The organism is Gottschalkia acidurici 9a (genome assembly GCF_000299355.1).
GTDB classification, from domain to species: domain Bacteria; phylum Bacillota; class Clostridia; order Tissierellales; family Gottschalkiaceae; genus Gottschalkia; species Gottschalkia acidurici.
The window spans coordinates 614,717-629,068 of record NC_018664.1; the positions used below are offsets into that span (position 1 = coordinate 614,717).

Below are 14,352 nucleotides of genomic sequence, written 5' to 3' on the forward strand. Positions count from 1 at the left end.
TAATACTTATGAAAAAAGAATATTTACAATGTCAATTATAGTCACGATTTGTGCAATACTTATATTACCTACAGAAAAGAGTTTTGCAAAAGAGCAAACTGTAAAAACTACACTACCTAATTTTACGGTAACACTAAATGGAAATAAGGTTAATAATCAGTATAGACAGTTTCCTCTTTTAGTGTATAAAGATATCACATACTTTCCTATGACTTGGTTTGATTCTAGACTTTTAGGAATTGAAACAGAGTGGTCACAGACTAATGGTCTTAAAATAGAACAAAAGAAAATTACTTCATCTTTTGAAGACTATAGTACCAAATTAAAAAATGCTAACACACAGTATGCTAAAACTCTAGACTTTAAAATAACATTAAATGGAAAGTTGATAAACAACTCTAATGAAGAATATCCACTTTTAAGCTTTAGAGATGTAACTTATTTTCCACTTACATGGAAATTTGCTCACAATGAATTTAATTGGAAATATGATTGGAGCAACTCAAAGGGACTTAGTATAAATTCTAATAACAAACAGTTAATGACAATAAATTTACCTAAATATGCAGGAGAAAACAGCGTTGCTATGTATGATGGATATTATTATTTTGTGGAAACAGTAGACCATACAAATAACATATATAGGGTACATGGGAGTAACACTACAAAAAAAGAATTAGTATACTCATATGAAATAGACCCTCACTATGGATTTCAAAATCTATTAAAATTTGAAATAAAAAATGGAGAACTTTGGTTCTCATATCACTATGGTGGAGCAGTAATGGGGTCAGATATCTTCTGTAAGATAAATAATGATGGAAAAGCTACAGAAGAATATAGAGGACATATAAACTTTATAGAAGTAATACCAGAAGGTACTTTAGCTTTAAGTCAACCACCAACAGCACAAGGAAGTATGTTGATATATATACCTAAAGGAAAAAACTATGAAGAGGGGAAAAGAATAGGAGATACAGGTTTATTATATAGAAGCAAAATATCACTACAAGGAGATAATGTATATGTATTAGGAGCAAAGTATCCTTTCGAAGGTGAAAAGGTACATAAAATTTACAAAGTTAATATAAATACAAATGAAACTTTACAGATTACAGATTTTGGAGTTGAGAGTTTAAAAGTTATAAATAACAAACTTTATTACGTAAAAAGTATAGATAAACATCTTTACTCATCGAATCTAGATGGAACGAGTGAGAAAAAATTGTCTGATAATAGTTTGCCTGAGTATGATGCATGGTATGAAGAATTGAATGGAAATGTATACTATGCAACTTCGAATGAAGAAAACAAACAAAGTATATATAAAGTAGAAATGGATAAAGAAGATAGTCTTTTACTTAAAGAAAAAGTAGATAGAGTTGAAATATTAAGTGGAAAACTGATAGCTAAACTAGTTAGTGGAGAAGACTATGGAATTAAAATATTTGACGAAAATGGACAGATGGTATTAACGGTTACAGATGAAGTTTCTGACTTCTTTGCACATAAAGATAATATATTGATGATTTTAGCAAAAAACAAATCAGTAAAGCTAATAAAATAGAATAAAAATTAAGATAGTATACCCTAGATTAGTATTAAAAATATAAAGCAAAAACTCCAATGATTAAATTCATTGGAGTTTTTTATTATCACAACATACTACACATATATAATACGTTAAAGATTTTATATTTTAATACTTTTTATAAATTTACTCTTGATAAGTCTTCCTCTATCCTTTTATGATTTAAGGCTAAAGATAATACAGATAACAAATAAATATGTTTAGGAAAAGTAATCTAAGAGTGCACTTATATACTAAGAAACTTTATTGACACGTTTAAAAAAATATGATATATAAAGATTAAGACTTAGCACTCTATATCGCAGAGTGCTAACAGATGAAAATTATAAGTATAACTTTATTACAAAAGTTAAGAGGGGGAGTTTTACTTGGAAACAAAACAATTTAAAGCGGAGTCTAAAAGACTTTTAGATTTAATGATCAATTCAATCTATACTCATAAAGAAATTTTTTTAAGAGAACTTATATCTAATGCTAGTGATGCTGTTGATAAAATTTATTATAAGGCATTAGTAGACGATAGTGTTTCTTTTGAAAAAGATGATTATTATATAAAAATAGTTTCAGATGAGGAAAAAAGAGAATTAAAAGTAATAGATACTGGTATAGGTATGACTAAAGAGGAACTAGAGGATAGCTTAGGAACTATTGCTAGAAGTGGATCATTTGCATTTAAAAAAGAGAATGAATTAAAAGATGGATATGATATAATAGGTCAATTTGGAGTTGGATTCTATTCAGCTTTTATGGTAGCTGAAAAAGTTATAGTTATAAGTAGAGCTTTAGGTAGTAATGAGGCATATAAATGGGAATCTGAAGGGGCAGAAGGATATACTATAGAGCCATGTGAAAAAGATTCAGTTGGTACTGAAATTATATTAAAAATAAAAGATAATACAGAAGATGAAAATTATGATGACTATTTAAATGAATATAGATTAAAAAACATTATAAAGAAATACTCAGACTTTATTAGATATCCAATAAAAATGGATGTAACTATGAGTAAATTAAAAGATGGTAGTGAAAATGAGTACGAAAGCTATAAAGAAGAACAAATTATAAATAGTATGGTTCCTATATGGAGAAAAAATAAAAACGAGCTTACAGATAAAGATTATGAAGATTTTTACTCTGAAAAGCATTATGGATTTGATAAACCTGTAAAACATATTCATATAGATGCAGAAGGAACTATTAACTATAGTGCTATTTTATATATACCAGAAAAAATACCTTTCGATTATTATACAAAAGAATATGAAAAAGGCTTAGAGTTATATTCAAATGGTGTACTTATAATGAATAAATGCTCAGAGTTGTTACCTGACTACTTTAGTTTCGTTAAAGGTATGGTAGACTCTGAAGATTTATCACTTAATATCTCAAGAGAAATGTTGCAACATGATAGACAACTTAAGTTAATAGCTAGAAATATTAAAAATAAAATCAAAAATGAATTAGTATCATTATTAAAAAATGAAAGAGAAAAGTATGAATCATTCTTTAAGTCTTTCGGTAGACAATTAAAGTTTGGAGTATATAATGACTTTGGAATGAATAAAGAAGAGCTACAAGACTTACTGCTATTCTATTCATCTAAAGATAAAAAGCTTGTAACACTAGATGAATATGTTTCAAGAATGCCAGAAGAACAAAAATATATATATTATGCATCTGGAGAATCAATCGAGAGAATTGAGAAACTACCACAAACAGAGTTAGTTTCAGAAGAGGGATATGAGATACTATACTTAGTTGAAGATATAGATGAATTCATAATTAAGACACTAGTGAACTATAAAGAGAAAGAATTTAAATCTGTGTCAAGTAGTGATTTAGGCATCGAAACAGATGAAGATAAAAATGATGATAATAAAGACGATAGTAAAGAACTATTTGAATATATGAAAGATATACTATCTGACAAAGTAAAAGATGTAAGGGTATCTAAGCGATTGAAACATCATCCAGTATGTTTTTCAAATGAAGGCGAGATATCTATAGAAATGGAAAAGGTATTAAAATCAATGTCTAATGACCAAGATGTTAAAGCAGATAAGGTATTAGAAATCAATGTAAATCATGATGTGTATAAATCTTTAAAAGATGCTTATGATAAGGATAAAGAAAAGTTAAAATTATATACAAACTTATTATACAATCAAGCTCTTTTAATAGAAGGACTACCAGTTGAAGATTCTATAGACTTTACAAATAATATTTGCAAGCTAATGATATAAGCTAAAGTTTTAACGGAAATGAATCTCCCTATGAGTATCTAAGGGAGATTTATTTCTTTATTTTTTAATATACTTAGACTTTATAGTATAAATTTAAATATATTAATAAAAATATATTTGTGAAAATACAAGCATGAAATTATGATACAATTATGTATGCAAAAGAATTTTAAATTAGATAGGAGTATATTTTAAATGAGTAATGAAACAACTGATAAATTAGGAACACAAAGTATTGGAAAGCTTCTATTAAGCTTAGCACTACCAGCAATAATAGCACAACTAATAAATATGCTTTACAATATAGTTGATCGTATTTACATAGGGCATATACCAGAAATAGGAGCAATTGCATTAACTGGAGTGGGAGTTGCATTCCCAATTATTATATTAATAACAGCATTTAGTTCACTTATAGGTATGGGAGGCGCTCCTAGAGCTGCAATAAAAATGGGTGAAAAAAAGGATGAAGAAGCTGAACAGATCTTGGGTAACTGCGTTTCACTAATAGTATTATTATCAATTATACTTACAGTTTTCTTTTCAGTTACAGGAAAAAGTCTTTTAATGAAATTTGGAGCAAGTAGTGAAACCATATTATATGCAGATAGTTATTTAAGTATATATGTAATAGGAACTATATTCGTAATGACCACACTAGGACTTAATAGTTTTATAACTAATCAAGGATTTGCTAAAACTAGCATGCTAACAGTAATTATAGGGGCTATTATAAATATAATACTAGATCCTATACTTATATTTGGATTTAATATGGGAGTTAAGGGAGCTGCTATAGCAACTGTAATTTCACAGGCTGCATCGGCCATCTGGGTTATTAAGTTTATGGTGGGAGACAAAACTAAACTTAAAATTCGCAAAAAGAATTTAAAGATTAAAAAAGAAGTAGTAATTCCTATACTTTTACTAGGAATATCACCTTTTATAATGCAGAGTACGGAAAGTATATTGAATATATCCTTAAACTCTTCATTACAAAAATATGGAGGAGATATAGCAGTTGGTGCTATGACTATATTAGCTAGTTTAATGCAACTTATGTTTTTACCTCTAACAGGATTAACACAAGGAGCACAACCTATAATAAGTTATAACTATGGAGCTAAAAAGAATAGTCGTGTAAAAGAAGCGTTTAGATTATTACTTATATCATCAATTGTATTTTCAACAGTATTATGGTTGCTTATGATGTTGCTTCCAAAGGTATTTGTATCATTATTTACTCGTGATCCTGAACTTATTAAGATTACTGTTTGGGCTATAAGAATTTACTTAGGAGCTGCTTTGGTACTAGGGGCACAGATTTCTTGTCAACAGACATTTATAGCACTTGGTCAAGCTAAGATTTCACTTTTCTTAGCACTTTTAAGGAAAGTCATTTTGTTAATTCCACTTATATATATTTTTCCACTATTTTTCTCGAATAAAGTTTTTGCTGTATTTTTTGCAGAGCCCGTCGCAGATGTTATTGCAACAACAGTTACGGTAGCTGCTTTCACACTTAAATTTAAAAGTTTACTAAAAGAAAATGAATAATTTAAGTAAAAGGAAGTGACAAAATGGCTAATCGAAGAAAATTCAAATTATTAATAAGGAAAAAGTTATACATAATCTTCATATTGATCCTGATTACTATTACTACATTGTCATTAATCTTTTTCATAAACAACAATAATAGCAAGAGACAGTTGAATATAATTAATATATTTGGAAGACAGAGTATGCGAGCACAGATAATTGCTAAGGAAGCAAATCAAAAATTTCAAAATCTTCAAGCACTTGAAGGAGAACTATCTATAGAAACAAAAACTGATCTTGAAGCCAAGATAATTGAAACTAACACTTCAATTGAAAAAGCTAAAAGAGACTTTAGTTCTACATTAGATTCATTAAAAAAAGGTGAGATTAACACTAATAAGGGTATTATTAGTGTTAATAATCCTCTTAATGATACAGAAAACATATTAGATCATATAAATAAGGATTGGGAGAAATATAGCGAGGCAGTTTCAGTAATTGTAGAGAGTAGTGAAATTAGTAAAGATACAATAGAAGCACTAGAATATATTAATGAAAATAGTGAGAAGTTAATTTATGAATCTGACTTTTTAGTTCAAAAAATACTAGAGAACAATAATGATAGAATAAATAAAAGTACAAGTATAATGATTATTTTACTTATTGTATTTACGGTATTAATAACTATAACTTTAAGGGAACTAACAAAATATATTATTACACCATTGGACAAGCTGTTTGGAGAAATAGATAAGGTAGGAGTTTTAAAAAAGGATTTTAAAAATAATTATTTTGTGAATAATGAGTTAACTCCTATAGTTTCTGAAATTGATGAAGGATTTAAAAAGCTCAATGGGCTAATTGAGCTTATTGAAAATATAAGTAAAGATATGTCCTTTGATGAAGTATTAAACTATATTTACAATTCATTCTCTCCTTTTATTCCTTATCAACATATTGGTATAGCTTTATTAAATGAAGAAAAACAAGAGCTAGAGGCTTCTTATGGTATTTCAGAACCCAGTATAGGCGATTTACCAAAAAAATTAGTTGGAATAAAAGCTAAATTAAGTGATACAAGCCTGGAGAATATTATAAAAAACAGTATGGCTAGAACTATAAATGATTTAGAAAAGTATGTATATGGAAAAGAAACAGATTATAACAGAGTATTGCTATCAGAAGGTATAAAATCTTCAATTAGCTTACCATTAAGGGTTAATAGAAAAGTTATAGGAGTTATATTTTTCTCTAGTGTAAATAAAAATGTTTATAAAGAAGAACATATTAACTTTTTAGAGACTATTGCAAGCAGTATTGCAATCAGCTTTAATAAAAGTATATTCATAGATGAACTTATTTATAGTAGTACATTAGCACTGGCTAAGATGGCTGAGTCAAGAGATGAAGACACTGGTGAACACTTAGAGGGTATGAAACAATACACTAAATTAATTGCCGAGTGCTTAGTAAAAGACGGATTATATTTAGAACAATTAACTATTTCATATATTAAAGACTTAGAGAAATTTGCACCTATGCACGATATAGGAAAAGTCGGAGTGCCTGATGGAATATTACTTAAAGCAGGAAAATTAACTGATGAAGAATTTAAAGCAATGAGAAATCATGCAATTTATGGAGGCGAAATTTTAAGAGTTGCTGAAGAAAATATAATGAAGCAACATAGAAGTCTTTATAAGTTAGGAATAGAGATAGCAGAAGGTCACCATGAGAAATGGGATGGAACAGGATATCCTCATAATGTATCTGGAGAAGATATTCCGTTAAGTGCTAGAATTGTTGCTATGGCAGATGTATTTGATGCTTTAACAAGTAAGAGAGTTTACAAAGAGGCTTTTTCTTTTGAGAAATCCTTTAATATTATTGTTGAGGGTAAAGGAAAACACTTTGATCCATACATAGTAGAAAGTTTCATTAATCACAAAGATGATATATTTAAGCTATATAAAAGCTTCAATCATCAACAATAAGCTTTAAATTATATTAATATAATAATTCAAAAGGAGCAAACTATGGAAAAACACTATGGTAACTTACAGAGGATAGTAGATGGAAAAAGAAAGTATGGTATAACTCCAAATATATTAGGAGGATTCATATTGCCAGAAGATTTAGAGAGAATAGCAAAAGTGGCTAAAAAATATAATGGAGTATTAAAATTAACATCAGGGCAAAGAATACTTATAACAAACCTAAATGAAGAAGATCTACCTAAGATATGGGATGAACTGGATATGGAACCAGCAGTAGTAACTCAAAACTCAGTAAAAAATATTGAGATATGTCCAGCAGGATTTTGTAAAAGAGTAAAGTATAATACTATTGGTATAGGGGTAAAGCTATTTAATAAGTATCACCAGATGGAAGTACCATGTAGGACTAAAATAGGTGTAGCAGGATGTAGAAATGCGTGTGGTAGTGTATATAGTAAAGATATTGGTGTAGTTGCAGATATTAATGGTTTGTTGATAGTAACAGCAGGAGGATCTGCAGGATTTAATCCACGATTATCAGATATTGTAGAACGAGATTTAACAGAGGAAAAAGCACTGGTTCTAATAGACAATATATTTAATTACTATAAGGAGAATGCAGAGCCAGGTGAAAAATTGGGAGACTTTATAGATCGAATAGGACTTGATAAGTTCAAAAAAGATGTAAGCTTAAATTGTTAAGAAAAAACTTAGGGTAGTATGATATAATTTAATACTAATATATAAAACATCTTCTATTTTTAAATAGGATTTAGGATAGAAGGTGTTTTGTTTATTTACTAAAATGGCATATGATAAAATTTCACCACAAAGTAAATATACTCTATTGACTAAAGACTCTTAATTACATTACTATGTATAATAGTGCTGTATAGGGTTTAAACTATTTAAACTTAAGATAAAGACAGTTTTAAGGGAGTGATATTATGAATTATAAAGTTGAATTCAGAAAAATGCCAGTGATACCACTTAGAGGGCTTTCAATTTTCCCCTATATGGTAATACACTTCGATGTAGGAAGAGACAAATCTATCAACGCCCTAGAAGAGGCAATGATAAATGACTCACTTGTTTTTCTAACTTCACAAAAAGAAGCTACAATAGATGTACCTGAAGTAGGTGATTTCTATGAGACAGGAACTATATGTAAAATAAAACAAATGTTAAAGTTACCAGGCGATACTATTAGAGTATTGGTAGAAGGAATAAATAGAGGGAAAATAAAAGAAATAATTGAAGAAGAGCCTTATTTTGAGGCAGAGATTGAAGAATTCATTTATGATGAGGAAACTGAAAAAGATAGAAAAACAGAAGCACTTATGAGAATTGTTGTAGATTCCTTTGAAGAGTACATAAGCATCGGAAATAAAATATCGGGAGAAATACTTGTTTCGGTGTCAGAAATACAAGAACCGGGAAGACTTGCCGATGTTATAGCATCATATATATTTTTAACTCCAGAAAATAAACAAAGAATACTAGAATCATTCCATCCATATGAAAGATTAGAAACATTGGAAATGATACTAAGTGAAGAAACAGAGATATTAAAGCTTGAAGAAAAGATAAGCGAAAGAGTGAAAAAGCAAGTAAATAAAGTACAAAAAGAGTACTATCTGAGAGAACAACTGAAGGCTATACAAAGTGAGCTAGGTGAAGGCGAAGATATATTAAGTGAAGTTGAAGAATTAAAAGAAAAAATAAATAAGATTAAAATGCCTGAAGAAGTTAAAGAAAAAGCATTAAAAGAGATAAATAGACTTTCTAAGTTACCACCTTCTTCATCAGAAGTAGGTATAATTAGAAATTATTTAGACTGGATAATAGAGTTACCTTGGGATAAGGAAACTAAAGATACAGTAGATATAAAAAAATCAAGAGAAGTACTAGATAAAGATCACTATGGACTTAAAGATGTTAAAGAGAGAATATTAGAATATTTAGCTATAAGAAAACTATCTAATAATATGAAGGCACCAATTATATGTTTAGTAGGACCGCCAGGGGTAGGTAAAACTTCTATAGCAAAGTCTATAGCTACAGCATTAAGTAGAAAATTTGTAAGAATGTCTCTTGGTGGAGTTAGGGATGAAGCTGAGATAAGAGGTCATAGAAGAACTTATGTAGGAGCAATTCCAGGAAGAATAATATCTTCAATGAAAAAAGTAGATTCTAAAAACCCAGTATTCTTACTTGATGAAATAGATAAACTAAGTGGTGACTTTAGAGGAGATCCAGCATCTGCGTTGTTAGAGGTATTAGATCCAGAGCAAAACAATACTTTTACAGATCACTTCTTAGAAGCTCCATTTGATTTATCTAAGGTTATGTTTATAACTACAGCAAATGCTCTAAACACTATACCAGGACCTCTATTAGATAGAATGGAAGTAATAAGGGTATCGGGATATACAGAAGAAGAAAAACTTCAAATAGCTATTAGATATTTACTACCAAAGCAATTAGAGGAACATGGGCTTAAAGAAGAAAATCTTCAAATATCTGAGAATACTATAAAAGATATAATAAGTAAGTATACTAGAGAAGCTGGAGTAAGGGGACTTGAAAGACAAATAGCTAATGTTTGTAGAAAAGCTGCTAAAAGAATAGTAGAGGAAGATATAAACGTAGTTAGAATAAATAGTTCAAACCTTCAAAACTACTTAGGAATATATAGATTTAGTTATGATACAATAAATGAAGAAAATCAAGTAGGTATAGTAACTGGACTTGCATGGACATCTGTTGGAGGAGATACTTTATCTATAGAAGTAACACCAATGAATGGAGTAGGAAAACTACAGCTAACAGGAAAACTTGGAGATGTTATGAAAGAATCTGCAATGGCCGGTATAAGCTATATAAGATCTCGTGCTGAAGAGTTAGGAATAGATGTAGAATTCTATAAAAATAAAGATATCCATATCCATGTTCCTGAAGGTGCTATACCTAAAGATGGACCATCTGCTGGTATAACTATGGCTACAGCAGTAATATCAGCATTATCAAATACACCAGTATATAAAAATGTAGCTATGACTGGAGAAATAACTCTAAGAGGTAGAGTATTACCTGTTGGAGGAATAAAAGAAAAGGTACTAGCCGCACATAGAGCAGGAATAACTAAAATACTACTTCCTTGGGACTGTAAAAAGGATATGGAAGATGTACCTAATAAGACAAAAAAAGAAATAGAGTTTGTGTTTGTTAAAAATATGGACGAAGTGTTAGAACATGCTTTAGTTAAAGAGGATGATAAATAATGAAGATAAAAAAAGCAGAACTACTGATAACTGCTGGTAGACTGGATCAATATCCACCTGAAGGACCATTAGAGATAGCGTTTGCTGGAAGATCTAATGTAGGAAAATCATCACTTATAAATACCTTAGTGAATAGAAAAGGATTAGCAAGGACTAGTGGACAGCCTGGAAAAACTCAAACAGTTAACTTCTATTCTATGAATGATGAAGAATTTAGATTAGTTGACTTACCGGGTTATGGATATGCTAAGGTTTCTAAGTCAGCAAGACAAAAATGGGCAGAAATGATAGAAATTTATTTTAAAAATAGAAAGAGCTTAATAGAGGTAATATTACTCTTAGACATAAGACATGAGCCAGGAGAACATGACAAGATGATGTATGACTGGATCAAGGCTTGCGGGTTTAATGGAATAATAGTAGCAACAAAATCAGATAAGATATCGAGAGGTAACTGGCAAAAACATATATCTATAATAGCTAAAAAACTAGGTGTAGAAGATAGAGACTTTATAATACCATTCTCATCGTTGAAAAAGCAAAATACTGAGGGAGTTCTAGATACTATACAGACAATTTTAGATATAAATAGTGACTATGATCCGTTAGCTGAGATAGAGAAAATAACAGAAGAAACTGAATAGAATAGAAATCTAAGGAATGGGATATAAAAAAAGACTGCTCATAATTTAAAGAGCAGCTTTTTTTACTAGTCTTGATATAATTCAAAATCGTCTTTACTTACTCCACATATAGGACATACCCAGTCATCTGGAATATCAGCAAAAGCAGTTCCAGGAGCTATACCTCCATCTGGGTCTCCATCAGCAGGGTCATATATGTAACCACATGGTATACAAACGTATTTATCCATATTAAAATTCTCCTCTCATAAAAATATATTTTCTATACTAATAATATCCCAAATAAATGATTGTAAACATTTATTTAGAAAAATTTAAAAATTCTTAAGAAATTATGTTTACTATGCAGATTAATAGTATTTATAGTGGGTAAAATAAAAAATAGAAAAATGAATACAAAATGCAGATGATGGGAAGTGATTAGTTTGAAATTCAAGACTAGTGTTATACTCAGAAGTAATTTATCAGAGATAAAAAATACAATAGAAGGAATATTGCATAGCATGGGAGAATTTTTAAAACAAGAAGATTTAATTTTTGATATAAGGTTAATTCTAAATGAACTAGTGATAAATAGTGCTATACATGGTAACAACTTAGATGAGAGTAAGAAGATAGAATTAAAAATAGAGATAAATGACAGTTCTATAAAAGTAGAGGTAGTAGATGAGGGTGAAGGCTTTACATATGATAAAAATGCATACAATCCTTTAGATTTAAACCCAAATGGAAGGGGACTTGTAATAGTAGATGGTTTAAGTGATGAACTTTTGATAGAAAGTAATAGGGTAGAGGTAGTTAAGTATTACAATCCGATAATATCATAAAAAAATCTATAAATTACTTTGAAGAACTGTTGTATAATAATCAAATTTAAAAAAATAAATAAAGGGAGTGAAACTAATGAAAAAAAGAATTTCAATATCCTTAGTAATAGTGATGTTGATAACTATGGTTATGCCTGTTATTTCGATGGCAAGTCAAGATGAGCAACTTCAGACAGCTATTAAAAGGACTAAATCACTATTAGGAATAGGAGAAGAGTACGAACAGTTTGACTATTCTATAAGTAAAAATCAAGGAACTACTATTTATGACTTAAGATGGTTAAATGCTGATGAAACAAGTCACATAGAGGCAGCCATAAACAGTGAAGGTGAAATATTAAGTTACGATAAGTATAGTAATAATGACAGTTATGAAAACAGAATACCTAGTATAACTGAAGAAGAGGGACTAAATATAGCTAAAGAATTTATAAAAAAAATAAACCCTCAAATAGCTGAAAATATCAAATATACAGGAAATAAATATGATATAGGAATATATACAACAGACTATTACTTTAGATATGTAAGAACAGAAAAGAATATTCCATTCGTAAATGACACTGTTAATGTAAATGTTGATAATATAACAGGTGAGGTTAAAAGTTTTAGACTTAACTGGGATAAAGATATAAAATTCCCCAGTGAGGATGGAGTTATATCACAAAGTGAAGCAGAAAAATCATATAGAGAAAAAGTAAATTTAGAATTAATGTATAAGTATAATTATGATGGAAAAGACATGAAACCACAATTGGTTTACTCTGTTAGAGACAAAAATAAATCAATAGATGCTAAAACAGGAGAAGTATTAGACTATTCAAATGATTATTATGGAGTAGATGATTTTAGATATAAAGAGTCTTTAATGTTTGATAATCTGAAATCTTCTCAAGCTAATGAAATACAACTAACAAAGGAAGAGATAGAAGCTATTAAAAAGTCTCAGAAGATAATGAGTGAAAGTGAAGCAGAAAGTATAGCAAGAAAGTTTGCTAACATAAGTAATGACATTGAATTGAATTATTTAAGATTAGATAGGGACAAATCAAGTGATGAGTATGTATGGAATCTACACTTTAGTAAAGAAGAGAAAGATAACTATTCTTTTGGATATGTTCTAGTAGACGGAAAAACTAAAGAGGTATTGTCTTTTAATAAATATAGAGGCAATAATTCTAAAGAAAAAATTAAATATAGCAAAGATCAAGCCTTAAAAATAGCAACAGAATATTTAAATAAAATGCAAAAAGAAAAATCAGGACAAGTAGAATATATTGATATACCTTCTCTAAATGAGATAGCATATGGGGAAGAAGAACCTAGTGAGTACTATTTTTCATTTACAAGAAGTGTAGATGGAGTACTATTTGAAGGTGACGGATTTTACATAAGAGTAGACTCTAGAACTGGAGAAATATTAGGGTATAGTCAATCATGGTATAAAGGAGAAATACCTTCAAAGGATAATGTGGTTTCCAAAGAACAAGCATACGATACATTTCTAAAAGAAGGTAAGTTAGAATTACAGTACATTACATCTCCTGAAGATGCTGATAATAAAAAGAAAGAAACGAAGTTAGCATATGTATTGAGTAATAAAGATAAATTGGATATAGATGCTAAGACAGGAAAGCCAATAAACTTAGGTGGATATATGGAAGACATAGAAGAAGCATCTGAATATACAGATATAGAGAACAGTATAGCTAAAAACCAGATAGAGATGCTAGCAAAGCTAAAAATTTATCTACCAGGAGAAAAGTTTGAACCTAAAGAAAAGATAACTCAAAAAGACTTCTTATATTTACTAGCTAAAAGCAAAAATAATTATGTTAAATATGAAGACACAGAGGAATTGTACAAATTTCTTTCTAGAGAAAATATAGTAAGAAAAGGAGAGAAGTCTGCTGATTCCACTATAACTAGAGAAGATGCTATTAAATTTATAATAAGATCGTTAAAGTACGATAAAATAGCAGATATACAAGGAATATATAATGTAAACTTTAAAGATGCAGACAATATAGATCCAAAATTAAAAGGATATATAGCTATAGCTACAGGTTTAGATATAGTTAAGGGAGCAAATGGAGGTAACTTTAATCCTAAATCAGAACTTACAAGAGAGCAAGGAGCTATAATGATTTATAACGTTCTAAACTCTAAATAGCAAGAAAAATTATAATAAAGAGCCACCGTTTAAGAATAGTAGACATAAATTTCT

The 14,352-nt window shown here is 29.2% G+C and carries 10 protein-coding genes; 9 read left to right on the forward strand and 1 reads right to left on the reverse strand.

What is annotated here, in order from left to right; genetic code table 11:
* Positions 1–28 precede the first annotated feature (28 nt).
* The 7 genes from CURI_RS02815 (at position 29) to yihA (ending at position 11,298) form a co-directional block, all read left to right on the forward strand.
* Positions 29–1,567 carry a DUF5050 domain-containing protein gene (locus CURI_RS02815; protein ID WP_014966771.1) on the forward strand — a complete coding sequence of 513 codons (1,539 nt, stop codon included), beginning with the start codon at positions 29–31 and terminating at the stop codon, positions 1,565–1,567.
* Between the two features lie 392 nt (positions 1,568–1,959).
* A complete protein-coding gene (gene htpG, locus CURI_RS02820; RefSeq protein ID WP_014966772.1) occupies positions 1,960–3,834 on the forward strand; it encodes a molecular chaperone HtpG in 1,875 nt (624 codons plus the stop codon).
* 195 nt (positions 3,835–4,029) lie between these two features.
* Positions 4,030–5,391 (forward strand): MATE family efflux transporter, encoded by a 1,362-nt coding sequence (locus CURI_RS02825; RefSeq protein ID WP_014966773.1) that lies wholly within the window; start codon positions 4,030–4,032, stop codon positions 5,389–5,391.
* Positions 5,392–5,576: 185 nt separating this feature from the next.
* Positions 5,577–7,367 (forward strand): HD domain-containing phosphohydrolase, encoded by a 1,791-nt coding sequence (locus tag CURI_RS02830; RefSeq protein WP_051003956.1) that lies wholly within the window; start codon positions 5,577–5,579, stop codon positions 7,365–7,367.
* A gap of 42 nt (positions 7,368–7,409) precedes the next feature.
* Positions 7,410–8,072, forward strand: a complete 663-nt coding sequence (locus CURI_RS02835; protein WP_014966775.1) for a nitrite/sulfite reductase domain-containing protein — start codon at positions 7,410–7,412, stop codon at positions 8,070–8,072.
* Between the two features lie 245 nt (positions 8,073–8,317).
* Positions 8,318–10,654 carry an endopeptidase La gene (gene lon, locus CURI_RS02840; RefSeq protein ID WP_014966776.1) on the forward strand — a complete coding sequence of 779 codons (2,337 nt, stop codon included), beginning with the start codon at positions 8,318–8,320 and terminating at the stop codon, positions 10,652–10,654.
* On the forward strand, positions 10,654–11,298 hold the full coding sequence (gene yihA / locus CURI_RS02845; RefSeq protein WP_014966777.1) for a ribosome biogenesis GTP-binding protein YihA/YsxC: 645 nt from the start codon (positions 10,654–10,656) through the stop codon (positions 11,296–11,298). The genes lon and yihA overlap by 1 nt, the downstream gene beginning before the upstream one ends.
* 65 nt (positions 11,299–11,363) lie before the next feature.
* Here the strand turns inward: yihA and rd are convergent, their stop codons facing one another.
* Positions 11,364–11,528 carry a rubredoxin gene (gene rd / locus CURI_RS15215; protein WP_081580395.1) on the reverse strand — a complete coding sequence of 55 codons (165 nt, stop codon included), beginning with the start codon at positions 11,526–11,528 and terminating at the stop codon, positions 11,364–11,366.
* Positions 11,529–11,714: 186 nt separating this feature from the next.
* Here rd and CURI_RS02850 point away from each other — a divergent pair, with 186 nt between their 5' ends.
* Both CURI_RS02850 and CURI_RS02855 read left to right on the forward strand, forming a co-directional pair.
* Positions 11,715–12,125, forward strand: coding sequence for an ATP-binding protein (locus CURI_RS02850; RefSeq protein WP_420805143.1), 411 nt, complete (start codon positions 11,715–11,717; stop codon positions 12,123–12,125).
* A gap of 76 nt (positions 12,126–12,201) precedes the next feature.
* A complete protein-coding gene (locus tag CURI_RS02855; RefSeq protein ID WP_014966779.1) occupies positions 12,202–14,298 on the forward strand; it encodes a YcdB/YcdC domain-containing protein in 2,097 nt (698 codons plus the stop codon).
* Positions 14,299–14,352: the final 54 nt, after the last annotated feature.

What these genes read in the sequence shown, in the direction of transcription:
- CURI_RS02815 (WP_014966771.1), top strand. Translation starts at nt 29, where the DNA reads ATGTCAATTATAGTCACGATTTGTGCAATACTTATATTACCTACAGAA.
- CURI_RS02825 (WP_014966773.1), top strand. Translation starts at nt 4,030, where the DNA reads ATGAGTAATGAAACAACTGATAAATTAGGAACACAAAGTATTGGAAAG.
- CURI_RS02830 (WP_051003956.1), top strand. Translation starts at nt 5,577, where the DNA reads ATGCGAGCACAGATAATTGCTAAGGAAGCAAATCAAAAATTTCAAAAT.
- CURI_RS02835 (WP_014966775.1), top strand. Translation starts at nt 7,410, where the DNA reads ATGGAAAAACACTATGGTAACTTACAGAGGATAGTAGATGGAAAAAGA.
- lon (WP_014966776.1), top strand. Translation starts at nt 8,318, where the DNA reads ATGAATTATAAAGTTGAATTCAGAAAAATGCCAGTGATACCACTTAGA.
- yihA (WP_014966777.1), top strand. Translation starts at nt 10,654, where the DNA reads ATGAAGATAAAAAAAGCAGAACTACTGATAACTGCTGGTAGACTGGAT.
- rd (WP_081580395.1), bottom strand. Translation starts at nt 11,528, where the DNA reads ATGGATAAATACGTTTGTATACCATGTGGTTACATATATGACCCTGCT.
- CURI_RS02855 (WP_014966779.1), top strand. Translation starts at nt 12,202, where the DNA reads ATGAAAAAAAGAATTTCAATATCCTTAGTAATAGTGATGTTGATAACT.